This window comes from Catenulispora rubra, assembly GCF_015356825.1.
Lineage (GTDB): Bacteria > Actinomycetota > Actinomycetes > Streptomycetales > Catenulisporaceae > Catenulispora > Catenulispora rubra.
The window spans coordinates 23,607-40,082 of the sequence record NZ_JAACYW010000080.1 but is presented as its reverse complement, the minus strand read 5'-3'; the positions used below and the strand labels follow the sequence as shown (position 1 = coordinate 40,082).

The window sequence follows — 16,476 nt, the reverse complement described above, 5'->3', positions numbered from 1 at the left end:
GGCACCGGCACCAGCAGCCAGGCTGATGCGTCGGATCGCAGTTGCCGTATGCAAATGGCGCGAAAACGGGGCGGCATCTCGCAGGGTTCTCCGCGACCCGCCGCCCCGCCCGGCAGCCGCCTCAGGGCACGAGCGACCACCCCTGGTTGACGCCGCCGTCGGCCGGGAACTGGATCACGGCGGCGCCCGGCACGGTGCTGCTGTTGCTGAGGTCGATCATCAGGCCGTCGTAGACGCTCTTCAGCCCGACGGCGCCCGGCCCCTCATCCACCAGCGTCCACCGGCCGTTGCTGCCGCCGTCGTCGCCGAACTGGATGAGCTGGGTGCCGGCGGCGGTGGTTGGTCCGGGGATGTTGACCAGCTTGCCGCTGTTGGCGTTGACGATCGTGTACGCGCCGCTCGCTTGCTTGACGAACCTCCACTTCTGGTCGGCCTGGCCGTTGTCGGAGTACTGGAGCAGGGTCGCGCCGTCGGCGGTGGAGTCGTTGTTCACGTCCAGCCGGCCACCGGTCGCCAGGTTCTCGACGCGGTACGCGACGTTCGGGTCCGGCACCGGCACCAGGGTCCACTTCTGGTTGGTGCCGCCGTTGGCAGGCCACTGGATCACCGGTGCGCCGGAGCTCTTCGAACCGCCGGAGACGTCGGCGAGTAAGCCGTCGGACGGGGACTTCAAGGTGTATGAGCCGCTGCCCGTCGGGACGAGCCGCCACTGAGTATCGGTGGCGTTGTCGTCGCCTGCCTGGACCAGCTGAGCGCCCTGGCTACCAGACGGAACGGCCAGCTGCTGCTGGCTGGTGCGGTTCAGGACCTTGTAGCTGCCGTCCCCGACCGGCACCGGCTGCCACTCTTGGTCCAGCGCGTTGTCAGCACTCTGCTGCACCACCGACGAGCCCGAGGTCGCCAGGTTCAGACCACTGTTGGCATTGACGATGTTGTACGACATCGCCGTGTAGCCGACCGCCCCGGTCGGCACCACCTTCAGCAGCGTCGCGCCGTGCGCGGGCAACGAGACGCTGTAGCCGGAGTTGAAACTGCCGAGATCGCCGTGCGACCAGTCGTCGTGCACCGTGGCCGCCGAACCGGTGAACCCGATGTCCTGCCAGTTCACGGACGCGGTCGCGGCCGAACCGGCCAGGTTGAACAGCGCGACCGTGTAGCTGCCATCGCCGTTGGCCGCGTACCAGGCCTGCTGCTGCGTCGTACGGTCCACCGCACGCGCCGGGTGCCCGGCCTGGTCCACGGCCAGCACCTCTGGGTTGGTCAGCAGCCCGACATCCGTCGAGTCCAGGTTCGTCAGGTCCACACCGAGCGTCAGGTTCGAGTTCTCGATCGCCCACAACGTCAGCTGCGTCTTGCGCTCGTCGACGGTCAAACCGTCGTTCGAGCCGTTGCCGACCTCGATCGAGTCCAAGTCGTTCCACCCGCCGGTGCCGCCGACGCCGATCCACGGCACGACGTCGGAGAAGCGGAGAGCCACGTTGTTCCAGTCGGTCAGCGGAAAGGGGGAACCGTTGGCGCCGCAGTAGCACTCGACGTCGTCCTCGATGCGCCAGCCGTTCGAGTACTGCTGCCAGGACGCGGCGTTCGCGATCGTCAGCTTGTTGGACAGTTCCAGGTGAATGGTGCGTCCGGTCTGGTTGAGCGCGGCCGACCAGTGCTGGACGTCAGCAACCCCCTGAGAGTCCCCATCATTCGGGCTGACGCCGTCGATCTTCAGGTAGTCGATGCCATAGCCCGCGAGCTGGTTGGCCCAGGAGTTCAGATACGCCTGCGCGGCCGTCGGGTTCTTGCCGAAGTCGATGTAGTACATCCGGCCGCTGCCGAAGTTGTAGTTCGTCTCGTAGCTGCTGGTGTTGGAGACGATGTCGCGCGCGTGGAACGACGTCCCGGCGATCGGCGTGTTCTGGTTGTAAGCGGCCACCGGTATGCCCGGCGTCAGGTACATCCCGAACTTCTCACCGAGGGAGTGGATGTACGAACCCAGATCCGCCATCCCGTCCGGAAACTTGCTGGTGTCGGTGACCCACCGGCCATAGGCGTCCACAGTGTTCTGCGGATCGAGGTAATAGAAGTCGTCCAGGTTGACGTACTGGTACCCGGCGTCGACCAGGCCGCTGGTCGACATCGCCAGCGCCTGGGCCTTCATGGCGGCCTCGGTGGGGTGGTTGCGCAGGAACGACCAGCTGCTCCAGCCCATCAACGGGGTGGTCGCGGCTCCGTTGGCCTGCGCGTGCGCCCGGGTCTGGCGGCCGTCCACGACGAAGAACGCCAGGGCCAGGGCCAGGAACGCGGCCAGGAAACGGAGTCGTTGGGGTTGTGCGGGCGAGGATGTTCTCACTGGGGCTCCCGAGGGTGGATAAGGATCGACGCTCAGCCGGCGTACTGCAGGGTGATCTCGTCGAGGTTGAGGTAGTTCGAGCTGCCGAGCGAGCTGTTGTAGATCACGGAGATCGTGTTCGACCCGGCGTTCAGGGCGACGTTGGGGACGGTGACCGTGTTCCACGAGGACCAGGAGCCGGTGCCGGGCAGGGTCAGGTTGTTCACGACCCCTGAGCCGTTCACGTAGATGTACCGCGAGGCGTTGCCCGCGGCTGCGGAGTAGCGCAGGGTCAGGGTGTACGGGCCGGCCTGGTTGACGCTCGGATGGAGGTCGACCCACTGGCCGTCGTGGTTCCAGCCCGCGACGTATCCGCTGCCGGTGTAGCCGGGATAGATCGCCTCGGTGCCCAGGCCGTGCAGCGTCCCGTCCTCGGCCTGCACCTGGATGACCGGGTTGCCGCCGCCTCCGCCGCCGTGGACCGGGCTGAGGGTCACGGTGAGCAGCGTGGGGTTCTGGTCGACGACCGCGCCGGACTGGTCCACGCCGCCGGTCGGGGCCACGTCGTCGTACGGGAAGGCGTAGCCGCGGCCGTCGACGCTGGTGGCGTGGACGATCCGGGCGTAGTGGTTGGTCTGCGGGTACTGGTAGTAGTTCGCGGGGTTCTCCCCGGCCGGCTGGTCGGAGTCGATCAGCAGCGTGGTGCGGTTGATCGCGGCGCTGATCCGCGCGGTCAGCGCGCCCATCTCCACGCCGCTGGTGTTGAAGGGCCCTGAGTTGCAGCTGAAGATGTCGGCGCTGGAGGGCCGGCCGAACGAGCCGACGCCGGGGAAGTTCAGCACGCCGCCGGATACGTTTCCGGTCACGGTGCCCCACTGCGCCTGGGTGTCGATGGACAGCGTCTGGGAGCTGTACTTCGACCAGACCTGGTCCAGGTACCCGTTGAAGTACCCGGCGAACAGCGAGGAGTTCTGTGCGATCCCGTTGTTGGGGCTCAGCGCCCGCAGGTTCGCCCCGCCCGAGGTGACGATGAGCTGGTCCCAGCCCTGTCCGTCGGCCGCGCTCTGGGCCTGCAACGCGCCGCAGACGGTGTCCAGCGCGCCGGCGGGCAGGCCCGGGGCGGTCTGCGTGCCGGCCGCGCCGGTGGACGTCAGCCCGATCGGGATGGCCACGAAATCGACCATGCTGATGTTCGCCCACAGGTTCGTGCTGTTGAAGGTGAACTCGCAGAAGTCCCACATCAGGTTGATGTTGGGGTCCGCCGGATTGCTCACCGACGGGAAGACCAGCGCCGGCCCGGGGTTCACCAGGAACGTCAGAGGGTTGCCGATGGAGAACCAGATGCGGCCGCCGGCCAGGTGCGGGATGGTGATCCGGGTGGTCGAGCCGCTCGCGCCGAGCGGGATGGCGCAGTTCGCCCCGAGCGGCGTCAGGGTCGAGGACGGGGACGGCGGGTAGTACGGGGTCCGGCCGTCGGACCGCAGGAGGAACCAGGCGTTGCCGTTGTCGATCGCCAGGCCCGTGACGTAGGCGTAGACCGTGTTGGAGCCCGTGTTGTTCCGCAGGTCGATGTTCAGCGTGCTGCCGGTGGCGGCCGAGGCGCGCGTGGCGAGGCCGGCGACCGAGGGCAGGACGGCTGTGGCGGCAGCGGCTGCGAACAGGTTTCTTCGGGTGATCATGGATCCAGTGCTCCTCACGTGGGGTGGTCGGCGTGTGGTCCGAGTGCCGTCGGCGCGCGGGACCGGCGCTGTGGCTTCTTGTGCGATTGCGGAGCAGGTGGGGCGGGTCCGCCGCGGTGGGAGCGGAGGGATCCGGCGGGTCGAGCGAATGCGGCGTAGTTCATCAAGCTGGACTAGACCAGTGGGTCTGTCAAGAGGTCTGTGCGCAGGTAAGCACCGGTCAGCCGTTGGTTGATTACTGAACCAGTGGTCAGAAAGCCAAGCGGGCGTGCTCGTTTCACAGCGGCCGGACACAGGTGCGCAACACGGAAACGGCATCAGGGCTGCTCATCGAGGGCAGACTCAGTGGTTGGATCTGTGCAATCGCTGGTGATCTCTGTTTGATTTCTCTGTTGTCACGTTCATCCGTGTTCGACGGGGCTTGACACGGACTTCGCTGCTCGTCACAGTGAGTCCTCGTGGGAGCGGCGTGGCCAAGAGTTGCCCGAAGGATTGGAATCCCACATGGAATCGCGCAAAGAACCACGTATAGAACCGAGCGCTGAGTCCCCCAAATCCGAGGTGAGCCGGCGCGCCTTCCTCGGCGCCGCCGGCGTGATCGGGGCCGGCGGAGTCCTGTACGGCTTCGCCCCGGGCATGTCGTCGGCGGCGAACGCCGCGCCCCGGGACGGTGCCGTGCCACAGGGTGCTGCGGTGACCCAGGATGCCGCCGCGTTGCAGGTGTATCCGGTGCCGTCGATCTACCCCGCGTCCACCGACTACCGGATCACCGTCAACGGCACCCCGGTCCCGGTCCAGAAGTTCACCGGCTACGACATCGCGCAGCTGGCGATGGGCCCGGGCAGTGCGCAGGTGGCCGTCACGAAGGTCAACAACACGAACATCGGGTCGTGGAGCATCACGCCCCAGAAGCTCGGCATCTCCGCGAGTGTCAGCGGCTCCACCCTGAACTTCACCCTTCCCGGCGACGGCTACTACATCGTCAAGCTGGACGGCCGGCCCCAGCTGGTCCTGGCCTTCGACCCGCAGGAGACGAACCAGCCGCCGAGCGGCGGTGACGGGATCTTCAACGTGACGGCCTCGCGGTACAACGCGCAGCCGGGGACCGGCGGCTACTCGACGCAGGCGTTCAGCAACGCCATCGCCGACGCCTCGTCCTGGGGTTCCGGCAACGGCGGCCAGGGCACCGTCTACGTGCCGCAGGGTGTCTACAACGTCGGCAACCTGGTGCTGCTGAGCAACACAGCGCTCTACCTGGAGCCCGGTGCGGTACTGCGGTACACCGGCGACGCCGCCCACTACACCGTGGACGGGCACAAGAGCTCGCAGAACCGGGACCTGACCTGGTTGGTGAGCACCGACTTCTACTCCTCCAACATCAGCCTCTACGGCCGCGGCGTCATCGACGGCAACGGGATGGCGTCGCTGGGGCCCAGCAACCTCGGGGTGAACCTGCTCGTGCCGGTGTGGGTGAACGGCTTCGCCTGCGACGGTGTCACGTTCCGGGAGTCCAGCAGCTGGAGCGTCATCCCGCTCCGGTCGTCGAACGTGACGTTCACCAACCTCAAGGTCTTCAACCGGTTCGACATGGGCGAGAACGACGGCGTCGACGTGACCGAGTCCAGCGGCGTCAGCGTCACGCACGCGATCGGCATCGGCCTGGACGACAACTTCAGCACCAAGACGTGGGCCTCGAACACGGACATCACGGGCCAGGTGCCGGGCCAGCCGCAGCCGCTGGACACCGTGACCTTCACCGACCTGGTGTGCTGGACGTACTGCTACGCGGTGAAGGTCGGCCAGGGTGTCGACCAGCCGCAGTCCAACATCACCTTCCAGCAGGTCGTCGTCTACGACGCGGCGGTCGCCGTCGGCATCGACCACAAGTACGGGACCGTGCCGGCCAGCGGCATCACGTTCAGCGACATCGACGTGGAGCGGCTGGACTTCAACAACGCGGGCAACCAGTGCTGGCTCGCCTTCATGACGGAGTCCGCGGGGGTCGGCCCCATACAGAACGTGAACGTCACCAACGTGAAGCTCCGGGCCGCCGACAAGACCGCCAGCCGGATCACCGGCCTGCCCGGCGGCACCATCAGCAACGTGAGGCTGCAGAACATCGTCCCGTCCGGCAGCTCCAGCCCGGCCACGACGTTGGCCGCCGCGCACATCACCAACGTGTCCAACGCCAGCTCGGTCACCATCACGCCGTGAGGGGCGGTCCAGCCTGCGGGCACCGCCGACCGGCGCCCTCTCCGAGTCGGAATGCCCATCGAAGATGTCGCATTTGCCGCTGATGCGAAGGCGGGCTGGATCTTAGATTTGGCGCATGTCGCTGATCTCCCCCCACGCGAAAGACCCACGAGGACGCCCGCAGCCGGTGCGCACCAAAGGCGCCGGACTGATCGGCCGGCGAGGCGTTCTCGGTGGGATCGCCGCCCTTCCCGTCGTGTACGGCTTCGGGAAGGGCGGCTCCGCTGCGGCCGCCACTTCGATGGGGTCGGGCAGCAGCCTGACTACTGCCGCCGATGCCGCCGCCGATCCCGCCATCAGTCCCGCTGCCGATGACCTGGTTTCCGGCAGGGAGCGGCGCTACCACGCCCCGCTGCTCGCGCCCGGAACCCGTCTGGTCCTGCCCGAGGGTGTCAGGGCCGTGTCGGTGCTGGACTACTACCGGCGCCCGCACCTCGCGAGCACCGATTCCGTGTGGCCGCACGTCATCGCCGCTGATGGCACGACGGTCGACGCTTCCGTCATCCCCGGCCGTGGCGCCGCCAGCCGGGTCGCCGTGCTGTCCGGCTTCACGCACGGCTGGTACAACGTCCTGCACGCCGACGGCCGCGCCGACCATGTCGCGTGGGACGCCGCCAAGCTGCCGGTGCTGTGGATGTACGCCGAGTTCGGCGCCACCGACGAGGCCCCCTACCGCGACCGGTTCTTCGTGCTCGCGCTGCAGCCGTTCTCCCGCAACCCGTACTCCCGCCGCACGCCGGCCCGCTAGGAGCAGCAATGTCGCACCACTTCGACTACCCCCAGGACGAGACCGAGGACATCACCGACGCGTTCTGCTTCGCGGGCGCGGCGGGCCCGCTCGGTCCGCGCACGGTCTTCGGCATGAACACCTCGCCGATCCACGGCCAGCCCTGGAACCCCGCGGCGAGGTACGAGCTCAAGGTCGACACCGACGGCGACTACGTCGAGGACATCACCTGGCGTGCTACGTTCCCGATCGGGTCCGACGGCAGGCAGCACGTGCGGGTCGAGCAGCTGACCGGAGCCGCCGCCACCGACCGCACAGCCACCGGCCGGATCATCACGCCGCCGCACTGCCCGGTCGGGGAGGTCGTGGAGTGCCACCACGGCATCAAGCTCTTCGCCGGACAGCGCCGCGACCCGTTCCACAACTTCATCCCCTTCCCGGTCGCCACCACCAAGGCGCTGGCGACCGGCACCTTCCCCGACTTCGACGCGCTGCGCCCGGCCCACGACGACTTCGCGAACACCAGCGTGCGTTCCTTCGTGCTCGAAGTGCCGGTCGAGGTCACCGGGCCGGGCCCGCTGAACTTCTGGGCCACCACCGCGTACTTCGACCAGGGGCACGACACCTGGGTCCAGCTCCAGCGCGCCGGGGCACCCAACATGACCACCTTCTTCGACTTCGCCGGCGGCTCGGCCCAGGTCAAGGACTACAACTCCACCGCCCCGGCGATCGACCTGCTGGGCCGCCCGGACAACCCCGCGACCGACCCCGCTTCCGGGATCTGGGGCCAGGTGCGCGACAACATCGCAGCGGTCGTCGAAGCCGGCGGCACCTACGACAAGGGCCCGCACGCCTTCCCGACCGCGCGGGCCTACGGCGCATGGGCCGCGGACAGGCTGCTCCCGAACGTCATCACGTTCGTACCGGGGACCTTCGCCTGCTGGAACCCGTGGCACGACACGAAGAACGGCAAGGGCGTGGCCGAGGACATCGCGTCGAACATCATCAAGATGGTGGTGAACCAGGACTTCTCGTCCGGGCTTGAGGCGGGGCCGCTGCTCGACCACTTCCCGTATGTGTCGCCGCCGCCGGGCAGCTGATAGACGACCGGTCGTAAACTGGTCATGTGGGTAGGACCAGCGATGCCAAAGAGAAGATCCTCAACGCCGCACAGACCCTGATCGAGCTGAACGGGTACTCGGCGCTGGGCGTGGCGGAGATCTGCAAGGCCGCGGACGTGCCCAAGGGCAGCTTCTACTACTTCTTCGCATCCAAGGAGGCGCTGGCGCTCGCCGTTCTCGACGAGCACTGGCGCCTTCAGCGTGCGGACTGGGAGCGCGTGCTCGGCGGCAACGCCAGTGCCGCATTGCCTCCGCTGGATCGACTGCGGCAGCTGTTTGTGGAGACCGAGGCCGGGCTGCGTGCGGGACAGCGGAGCTGCGGGACGGTCTCCGGCTGCATGTTCGGGAACCTCACCCTGGAGCTGAGCAACCAGACCGAGCCGATACGCAAGCGCCTCCAGGAGATCTTCGAGGTGCAGGTGGAGATGGTGGAGAAGGTCGTTACGGAGGCTCGGGAACGCGGCGAGGCGACCGTGACCGACGTGCGCGAGGCGGCGCGGTCGGTGGTCGCGCAGTTGGAGGGCCAGGTCCTGTTCGCCAAGCTCTACAACGACACGCAGCATCTGGACACGCTGTGGGCGAACTGCCTCGCGCTGCTCGGGGCGCGCGCTGTGTCGCCTATAACGCCTGCGCCGCTCAACGCCTAAGCGCGGATCGCATCGGCCCGAAAGAAGGCCATGCAATCCGCGCTCGTCGTATAGCGGGTGTCGGTGCCGATGTCAGTCGGAGATCGGGCTCATCTCGGAGCCGGCCAGGGTGTCGAGCGGTGAGTCGGTCGACTTCGTCAGCTCTGCCCACGCGTCCAGCTCGTCGCTGGCCCGCTTCAGTCCCTGTTCGACCAGCTGTCGGGCATCGCTGCCCAGGACCAGGTGCACCGGGGCGTCGTCGCCGTCGACGAGCTTCAGCACGGCCGCGGCGGCCAGCGCCGGATCCCCGATCTGGTTGCCGTCCTTGGCCTGGCGGGCCGCGCGGATCGGGTCGAAGACGGCGTCGTAGTCGGCGACGGTGCGCGGGACCCGGGTCATCGACCGCCCGGCCCAGTCGGTGCGGAAGCCGCCCAGCGCCAGGCAGGTGACGCGGATGTCGAAGTCTGCGACCTCCTGCGCCAGCGAGCCGGAGAAGCCCTCGATGGCGAACTTGCTCGCGCCGTAGAACGCGACGCCGGGCAGGGCAGTGCGTCCGGCCATCGACGAGATGGTGAAGATGTGGCCGCTGCGCCGGCGGCGCATGGACGGCAGGACCGCCTTCACCACGGCCACGGTGCCGTAGACGTTGACGTCGAACTGGCGCCGCAGGTCGGCCATCGAGGACTCCTCGACGGTGCCCTCGACGCCGTAGCCGGCGTTGCTGATCAGCACGTCGATCGGGCCGATCCGGTCCTCGACGGTCCGCACGGTCGCCAGCACCCGCTCGTCGTCGGTGACGTCCAGCTCCAGCCCGGTGGCGCGGCCGGGGGAGAGCGCTTCGAAGGCAGGGATCTGACCCGGGTCGCGGACCGTGCCGACCACCCGGTGCCCGGCCTGCAGGGCGGCGACCGCGAAGGCCCGCCCCAGGCCGCTGGAGACCCCGGTGATCAGGAATGTCTTGCTCATGGTGCTCATGCTCATGGTGAACCTCCGCCTGGGACCGGTTGTCAGCGTCCTGCGCTCTGTCCGCCGTCGACGTGCAGCACGTCGCCGGTGACGAACGGCGAGCGCTCCAGATACAGCACCGCCTCGACCACGTCCGAGATCTCGCCCATGCGCCCGAGCGGGTGCATCGCGGCGAGGGTCGGGTGATACTCGGCCGGGTGCATCGGGGTGTTGACGATGCCCAGCGCGACGGCGTTGCTGCGGATGCCGCGGCCGGCGTACTCGATGGCCAGCGCCTTGGTCGCCGACTGCAGGCCGCCCTTGGTCAGCGAGGCCAGCACCGAGGTGACCGCCGAGTCGGCGTGGTCGACCAGGCTGGTGGTGATCTGCACGACGTGACCGCCGCCGCCCTGGGCCAGCATCCGCTCGACGGCGAGCTGCGTGATACGGAAGAAACCGCCGAGGTTCACGCCGGTCACGAGCTCGTAGTCGGCGAGCGTGAAGTCGGTGAACGGCTTCGCGACGAACACCCCCGCGTTGTTCACCAGGGTGTCGACCCGCCCGAACTGCTCGATCGCGGCGGCGATCACCCGCTCGGCGGTCGCCGGGTCGGCGATATCGCCACGCACGGTCAGCACGTCCGGGTCCTGCGACGGCTCGATGCCGCGCGAGGTGGCCACGACCGCGTAGCCGTGCTTGCGGTAGCCCTCGACCAGCCCGGCGCCGATGCCCTGCGAGGCGCCGGTGATGACCGCGACCTTGCGGCCGTCCGTGTCGATGCTCATGGTCCATCTCCTTGATCAGATGACGGGGATCAGATGACTGTCAGGCGACTGTCACGGGCGGGCTGACCGCCTGCCCCTGCCAGCAAAGCTAGACGACCGGTCAACTAAAAGCCACTCCGGCGGCTCTCCGACCGCGGCGAGAACGCATGCTCTGACCTGCGGTGGGAGTCTGCACCTCACACGAGGTTGGAAACTGGTCGTGGCGACGCGCCGGATTCCGGGCGGAATCTGGCCGCACGGGCGCCCGCAGGGTGGCGTCGTGGCGAAGGAGCCGGGCGATGAGAGAGTTTCTGGTCGAGATCACGACCGCGATCCCGGAGGGGACCGAGCCGGCGGAGGTCGATCGGCGGCGGGCCGCCGAGGCCGTTCGGGCCGCGGAGCTGGCCGAGTCCGGGCACTTGTTCCGGCTGTGGCGTCCGGAGGGGGAGCTGCGCAGCATCGGCGTGTGGCGCGCCGGGGACGAGCAGGAGTTGCAGGAGAAGGTGCTCGGGACGTTGCCGTTGCGGCCGTGGATGTCGCTGACGGTGACGCCGCTGGTCTCGCACCCGAACGACCCGGGCAAGCTGGATGGTGCGTCCTGATACTCCGCGATGCCGGCACCTTGGAGGCGCCGGTCGATGGCGTCGATGCGGGGCCGGATTCCTCGCTGTCGCACACGTTGCGTGCGGCGGCGGCTCTGGCTGCCGCAGTCGGCGTCGGACGCTTCGTCTACACGCCGATCCTGCCGCTGATGCATGCTCAGGCCGGGCTTGGCACGTCGGCCGGAGCGGGTCTGGCGACGGCGAATTACGCCGGGTATCTCGCCGGGGCGCTGCTGTGCACCGCTGTGCCCGTGGTGGCGCGATCGCGCGTGGCGCTGCGGTGTTCGTTGCTTGCTTTGGTCGCCTCGCTGGCGCTGATGCCCGCCGGTGAATCAGTGGCCTGGTGGTGGATTCTGCGGCTCGCAGCAGGCGCGACGAGCGCGGTCGTATTCGTGATCGCGGTACATGCGTTGCTGAACGGGCTCCACGGACACCGCGCCTCGCTGGCCGGGTGGGGGTTCGGCGGGGTCGGCGCCGGGATCGCGCTGTCGGGTGCGGCGGTGCTGGTGGTGCGCGGCACGGGAGACTGGCGTACCGCGTGGTGGGCTGCGGCGGCTTTGGCGCTCGTCCTTGGCGCGGTCGCCTGGAAACTCGCGCCGGGTCGGGCTACGAGCCAGCGGGCCGGGGTCCCGCAGAAGCCCGAACGCGCCCCACAGGACCGGCGCCTCCAGACAGCGCTGCTGGTCAGCTACAGCCTCGACGGCCTGGGCTACATCATCGCCGGCACCTTCCTGGTCGCCGCCATCAGCCAGTCCTCGCCGGGCTGGGTCGGCACCGGGGCCTGGGTGCTGGTCGGTCTGGCGGCGGTGCCGTCGGCCGCGTGGTGGGCCGGGCTGGGACGTCGTTTCAGCACTCCCGGCCTCCTGGCCGGCGCGCTGCTTCTGCAGAGCTTCGGCATCGTCCTGCCCGCCCTCGCGGCAGGCGTGGTGCCCGCGCTGATCTCGGCCGTGTTGTTCGGCGCGACGTTCGTCGCGATCAGCCAACTCGCGCTCGGGATCGGGAACCAGCTCGGCTCCGCGCGCTCGGCGGCGGTGCTGACGACCGGGTATTCGGTGGGGCAGATCCTCGGGCCGTTGGCGGTCACCCCTGCGCTGCACCACGGGTATCGGCAGGCGCTGGTGTGGGCCGCCGTGGTGGTGCTGGCCGCGGCCGTCGTCGCCGCGACGGTGTGGGCCGGCCTGTCGCGCGATCGCGCCGATGCCGGTCGGACCTAGGATCGGAGGCGTGGAATTGCGTCAGCTCCGGTACTTCCTGGCGGTGGCCGAGGAGCTCAACTTCCGCAGCGCTGCCGAGAGCCTGCGGATCGCCGGGCCCTCGCTCTCGCAGCAGATCAAGGCCCTGGAACGTGACCTGGGGGTGCGGCTGTTCGACCGCGACCGCCGCTCGGTCAAGCTGACGCCGGTCGGCGCGGCGCTGCTCGCGCAGGCCAAGCAGGTCGTGGAGGGCGCCGAGGAGCTGCACCGGACGGCGGCGCTGCTGTCCGGTGCGGCTCCGGTGCGGCTCGGCTATGTCAACTGGCTGCCGCCCGACCTCGAACGCCGGCTGTCGGCGGTCTCACGCGTGCACGTCGACACGTGGGTCGCGCCCTCCCACGCGCAGGCGGCGCGCGTCGCCGACCATAGCCTGGACCTGGCCGTGTGCTGGATTCAGCGCGCAGACCTGGAGCGCCGGGGCCTGAACGCCCGGCTGCTCGGCATGGACCGGCTGTACGCAGTCGCGGCGGGGGAGGACGACGCCCCGATCGCGGCGGCTGACACCTGCGTGCTGCTGGACCGCGACGAGACGTCCTGGGCGTCGTGGAACGTCTTCGCCCGCGAGCTGTGCGAGGCCACCGGCGCGAAGCCGGTCCGCATCGCCAACGGCGGCATCACCGGCAGCGCCTTCTTCGACCACGTACGCCGCATCCGCCGCCCGGTGGTCAACTCCCCGAAGGGCCAGACCACGCCGCCGGCCCCGGACCTGACGCGCCGCGAGGTCGTCGACCCCAAGATCTACTGGACCTGGTCCCTGGTCTGGCGCCGCGACGACCAACGGCCCTCCGTCCTCGCCGCCGTCGAAGCCCTCGCCACCGGCGTGGACGACCGGGCGCTTCGCGCCCCGGACGCCTGGCTGCCCGCCGACGACCCCTACCGGCTGCCGTGACCGGCGCGGCGAGTGCGGCGGGTGTCATCGGGCGAGCAGCCTGTCTGCTCGACGAGCTGCCGCCGGGCGTCGTCGCCCGGCGCTCGTCGGTGCTCGTCGGTGCTCAGGGCACCTTGACCCCGAGCAGGTCGACCTCCGCGATCGTCGGCGCGGTGGCGAGCATCGTCTGCGCCATCTCCCCGAGCGCCGCGGCGATCCTTCCTTCCAGGTGCGCCTTGCGTCCGTCCTCGTCGTCGAAGGTGTCGAAGACGCCGAAGACGGTGGGCGACTGGCGGAAGGCGAACCACGCCACCGTCGCCTGCTCCTCGTCGGCGAGCTGCCGCGCGCCTCGCAGCGCGCTCTCCACCTGGTCCGCGAACTCGGGCTTGGCCTCGATCCGGACCAGCAGACCGATCTTCATGGTGTTCCCTTCGTCCATCCGGCGCGGCCTGGTGTTCCCGGCCGCACCACGACCGTAAGTCGCCGACCCGCCGCGCCATCAGTGGCGGAAACGACATCGTTGATAGGATTTCCGACATGGACATCGCGGTTCTGGTCTGCGAGGGTGCCTTCGACTCCGGCTTGGCGTCGGTGCTGGACGTCCTGGACACCGCCAACGCGATGGCCGGGCAGCTGAGCCAGGCCCCGCGCTGGCACGTCATGACGGTCGGCTTCCACGAGCAGGTGCGGACGGCGGCCGGGCACGTCATCGAGTGTCAGTCCGCTGACGTGGCCGAACGGGCCGACCTCCTGATTGTGCCGGCCATCAATCAGCGCGAGCCCGACGTCCTTATCGAGCTCGTCAGCGGCGAGGGCACGAAGTCCGAACGCGAGCTGGTCTTCGAGACCCGCGCCCGGGGCGCGGCGGTCGCCACTGCGTGTGCCGGAACCTTCCTGTTGGCCGAGGCCGGCGTCCTGGACGGCCTGCGCGCGACCACCACCTGGTGGCTCACGCCGTCCTTCCGCGCCCGTTACCCCCGGGTCCACCTCGACCAGGGCGCGATGGTCGTCCGCGACGGCGGCGTCACCACCGCCGGCGCCGCGTTCGGCCACCTGGACATGGCGCTGGCGATCGTCCGCGACACCAGTCCGGCCGTGGCCGACCTGGTGACGCGCTACCTCGTGGTCGACGAGCGGCCGTCGCAGGCCCCGTACATCATCCCCAGCGCGCTCGCCCAGAGCGACCCGCTGGTCGCAGGGTTCGAACGCTGGATCCGCGACCACATCGCCGAGCCGGTCAGCATCCCGGTGGCGGCCCGGCACCTCGGCGTCAGCGAGCGGACGCTCCAGCGAGCCGTCCTGCGCGCGGTGGGAACCTCACCGATCAAGTTCGTCCAGGACCTGCGGGTCGAGCGCGCCACCCACCTGCTGCGCACCACGGACCTGTCGATGGAGGTGATCAGCCGCAAGGTCGGCTACGAGCAGGCCAACACCTTGCGCGTGCTGTTGCGGGAGCGCACCGGCAGGTCCACCGGCTCGCTGCGGACGGTGCAGCAGTCGTAGTCAGGGCACTGCGGCGAGCCCGACGATGTCGGCTGAACAGGCTCCTGAAGCCCTGAAGCCCTGAAGCCCCGGTCGGCCGCGCACTGTGCGCGGCCGACCCGCACGTCGTCTCCGCCGACGCCACACCATCCGTTGCTCAGTGCCCGCAATCTCAGCGAAGCCCGTCCGGCGGCCGGACCCAACGATGAACCTGTACCCCCGGCCACCGGCGTGATCGGGGTCTGTCACGTCGATCCGAAGGAGACGGCACCGTGAACGTCGATCAGACCACAGGCGGGTCCCGGGGCGGGACGCGTCTGGATCCCCGCGCCTGGACGGCGCTCATCCTGCTGTGCGCGGCCAACTTCATGGTGATCCTCGACTCGCAGGCGGTGATCCTCGCCGCGCCGACGATCGCCAGGTCGCTCAAGATGACGCAGAGCGCCGCGCAGTGGGTGATCAGCGCCAACCTGATCACCTTCGGCGGTCTGCTGCTGCTCGGCGGCCGGGCCGCGGATCTGCTCGGCCGGCGGCGGCTGTTCCTGATCGGCACCGCGCTGTTCCTGGCCGTGTCGCTGGTGTCCGGGTTCGCCTCGAACGGGGACGTGCTCATCACCGCACGCGCGCTGCACGGCGTGGCCACCGCGATGATGGCGCCGACCGCGCTGTCCATCCTCACCACGACCTTCCCCGAGGGCCGGGGCCGGAACAAGGCGCTCGCCGCGTGGCAGGGGATCGCCGGGCTCGGCGCGACGGCCGCGCTGATCATCGGCGGCGAGCTGGTCTCGCACTTCGGCTGGCGGTGGATCTTCCTGATGAACGTGCCGGTCGCCGCCGCGATGCTGGTGGCCGGGCCGATGCTGCTGACCGAGAGCCGGGACCTGTCGGTGGGCCGGCGCTACGACGTGGTCGGCGCCCTGACCAGCACCGCGGCCCTGCTGCTGATCGTCTACGCGGTCACGAAGGCCCCGGACAACGGCTGGACCGGGTCCAAGACGCTGGGGATGTTCGGCGGGGCCGTCGCGCTGTTCGTGCTGTTCGCGATCATCGAGAGCCGGGTGGAGAGCCCGCTCGTGCCGGTACGGATCCTGCGCTCCGGTTCGCTCGTCGGCGGGAACCTGGCCACGGTCGCGATGGGGATGGGGGTGTTCGGCCTGTCGCTGTGCGCCGCGGAGTACGCGCAGGGCGGGCTCAGTTACACCACGCTGCAGTACGGCGTGAAGGGCTCGCCGCTGCCGGCGATGGCCCTGGTCAGCGCATTCGCCGGCCAGCGGCTGATCGGCCGGTTCGGCTCACGGCGGGTGGTCGCGCTCTGCTCGGTGCTGCTCGTCGGCGGCAGCCTGCTGCTCGTCCACGCGGTGCAGAACGGCGGCTCCTACGGGAGCATCTTCGCCGGGCTCGCCGTGTTCGGCACCGGCCTGGGCCTGGGCACGACGGCATGCTCCGCGGCGGCGCTGTCCGGGATCGCGCGCCGTGACGCCGGCCTGGCCTCGGGTTTCAACGCCGCCGCGTTCCAGATCGGCGGCAGCTTCGGCATCGCGACCGTCACCACCGTGATCGTCTCGCACTCCGTCGGCGCGTCGCAGCAGGCTGCGATGACGGCCGGGTTCAAGGCCGGATTCGTGGCCACCGCCTACTTCGGGGTGGCCGCGCTGATCCTGGCGCTGGTCGTCATCCCGGGCCGGCGGCGCAGCCGGGAGGCGGCGCAGGCCGCGCTGGCCGCCGAGGCGGCCCAGGAAGCCGGGACCGTCTCAGTGACGTCTCAGTGAACTGACAGTTCATGGGAAGAACCCCTGGCAGGCCTCCCGCCAGGGGTTCTTCGGGGCGTAGACTGTCGGC

General features: G+C 69.5%; 14 protein-coding genes. 9 read left to right on the top strand and 5 right to left on the bottom strand.

Features of this window, described 5'->3' with window-relative positions:
- Positions 1–121: 121 nt before the first annotated feature.
- A complete protein-coding gene (locus tag GWK61_RS22560; protein WP_194911077.1) occupies positions 122–2,338 on the bottom strand; it encodes an alpha-galactosidase in 2,217 nt (738 codons plus the stop codon).
- A gap of 32 nt (positions 2,339–2,370) precedes the next feature.
- Entirely contained in the window at positions 2,371–3,996 is a 1,626-nt protein-coding gene (locus GWK61_RS22555) for a beta-1,3-glucanase family protein (protein ID WP_194911076.1), read from the bottom strand.
- A 504-nt stretch (positions 3,997–4,500) separates the two neighbouring features.
- On the opposite strand from GWK61_RS22555, the gene GWK61_RS22550 reads away from it, so the two are divergent.
- The 4 genes from GWK61_RS22550 (at position 4,501) to GWK61_RS59675 (ending at position 8,744) form a co-directional block, all read left to right on the top strand.
- Positions 4,501–6,210, top strand: coding sequence for a glycoside hydrolase family protein (locus tag GWK61_RS22550; RefSeq protein WP_228562757.1), 1,710 nt, complete (start codon positions 4,501–4,503; stop codon positions 6,208–6,210).
- A gap of 166 nt (positions 6,211–6,376) precedes the next feature.
- Entirely contained in the window at positions 6,377–6,997 is a 621-nt protein-coding gene (locus tag GWK61_RS22545) for a hypothetical protein (RefSeq protein WP_194911074.1), read from the top strand.
- Positions 6,998–7,005: 8 nt separating this feature from the next.
- Positions 7,006–8,076 (top strand): DUF4331 family protein, encoded by a 1,071-nt coding sequence (locus GWK61_RS22540; protein WP_194911072.1) that lies wholly within the window; start codon positions 7,006–7,008, stop codon positions 8,074–8,076.
- Positions 8,077–8,102: 26 nt separating this feature from the next.
- The gene (locus GWK61_RS59675) at positions 8,103–8,744 is read left to right on the top strand and encodes a TetR/AcrR family transcriptional regulator (RefSeq protein WP_194911070.1); all 642 of its coding nucleotides are present in this window, start codon (positions 8,103–8,105) and stop codon (positions 8,742–8,744) included.
- Positions 8,745–8,816: 72 nt separating this feature from the next.
- Here the strand turns inward: GWK61_RS59675 and GWK61_RS22530 are convergent, their stop codons facing one another.
- Together GWK61_RS22530 and GWK61_RS22525 are read right to left on the bottom strand one after the other, a co-directional pair.
- Entirely contained in the window at positions 8,817–9,689 is an 873-nt protein-coding gene (locus tag GWK61_RS22530) for an oxidoreductase (RefSeq protein WP_194911069.1), read from the bottom strand.
- Positions 9,690–9,730: 41 nt separating this feature from the next.
- Entirely contained in the window at positions 9,731–10,453 is a 723-nt protein-coding gene (locus GWK61_RS22525) for an SDR family NAD(P)-dependent oxidoreductase (RefSeq protein WP_228562756.1), read from the bottom strand.
- A gap of 278 nt (positions 10,454–10,731) precedes the next feature.
- On the opposite strand from GWK61_RS22525, the gene GWK61_RS22520 reads away from it, so the two are divergent.
- The 3 genes from GWK61_RS22520 to GWK61_RS58630 are packed head-to-tail and all read left to right on the top strand — an operon-like array spanning position 10,732 to position 13,176.
- A complete protein-coding gene (locus GWK61_RS22520; protein WP_194911068.1) occupies positions 10,732–11,034 on the top strand; it encodes a muconolactone Delta-isomerase family protein in 303 nt (100 codons plus the stop codon).
- A gap of 20 nt (positions 11,035–11,054) precedes the next feature.
- Complete coding sequence (locus GWK61_RS22515) at positions 11,055–12,248, top strand: YbfB/YjiJ family MFS transporter (RefSeq protein WP_228562755.1); 1,194 nt, start codon at positions 11,055–11,057, stop codon at positions 12,246–12,248.
- A gap of 1 nt (position 12,249) precedes the next feature.
- Positions 12,250–13,176 carry a LysR family transcriptional regulator gene (locus tag GWK61_RS58630; RefSeq protein ID WP_194911086.1) on the top strand — a complete coding sequence of 309 codons (927 nt, stop codon included), beginning with the start codon at positions 12,250–12,252 and terminating at the stop codon, positions 13,174–13,176.
- A gap of 103 nt (positions 13,177–13,279) precedes the next feature.
- Here the strand turns inward: GWK61_RS58630 and GWK61_RS22505 are convergent, their stop codons facing one another.
- Positions 13,280–13,594: a putative quinol monooxygenase gene (locus GWK61_RS22505; RefSeq protein ID WP_228562754.1), complete on the bottom strand. Its 315-nt coding sequence runs from the start codon at positions 13,592–13,594 to the stop codon at positions 13,280–13,282.
- Between the two features lie 98 nt (positions 13,595–13,692).
- Here GWK61_RS22505 and GWK61_RS22500 point away from each other — a divergent pair, with 98 nt between their 5' ends.
- Positions 13,693–14,658, top strand: coding sequence for a GlxA family transcriptional regulator (locus GWK61_RS22500; RefSeq protein WP_194911067.1), 966 nt, complete (start codon positions 13,693–13,695; stop codon positions 14,656–14,658).
- Between the two features lie 251 nt (positions 14,659–14,909).
- The gene (locus GWK61_RS22495; protein ID WP_323747700.1) at positions 14,910–16,406 is read left to right on the top strand and encodes an MFS transporter; all 1,497 of its coding nucleotides are present in this window, start codon (positions 14,910–14,912) and stop codon (positions 16,404–16,406) included.
- Positions 16,407–16,476 lie beyond the last annotated feature (70 nt).

Excerpts from the sequence above, each read along its gene's own strand:
- GWK61_RS22550 (WP_228562757.1), top strand. The coding sequence starts at position 4,501 with ATGGAATCGCGCAAAGAACCACGTATAGAACCGAGCGCTGAGTCCCCC.
- GWK61_RS22530 (WP_194911069.1), bottom strand. The coding sequence starts at position 9,689 with ATGAGCAAGACATTCCTGATCACCGGGGTCTCCAGCGGCCTGGGGCGG.
- GWK61_RS22555 (WP_194911076.1), bottom strand. The coding sequence starts at position 3,996 with ATGATCACCCGAAGAAACCTGTTCGCAGCCGCTGCCGCCACAGCCGTC.
- GWK61_RS22525 (WP_228562756.1), bottom strand. The coding sequence starts at position 10,453 with ATGAGCATCGACACGGACGGCCGCAAGGTCGCGGTCATCACCGGCGCC.
- GWK61_RS22500 (WP_194911067.1), top strand. The coding sequence starts at position 13,693 with ATGGACATCGCGGTTCTGGTCTGCGAGGGTGCCTTCGACTCCGGCTTG.
- GWK61_RS22505 (WP_228562754.1), bottom strand. The coding sequence starts at position 13,594 with ATGGACGAAGGGAACACCATGAAGATCGGTCTGCTGGTCCGGATCGAG.
- GWK61_RS22520 (WP_194911068.1), top strand. The coding sequence starts at position 10,732 with ATGAGAGAGTTTCTGGTCGAGATCACGACCGCGATCCCGGAGGGGACC.
- GWK61_RS22540 (WP_194911072.1), top strand. The coding sequence starts at position 7,006 with ATGTCGCACCACTTCGACTACCCCCAGGACGAGACCGAGGACATCACC.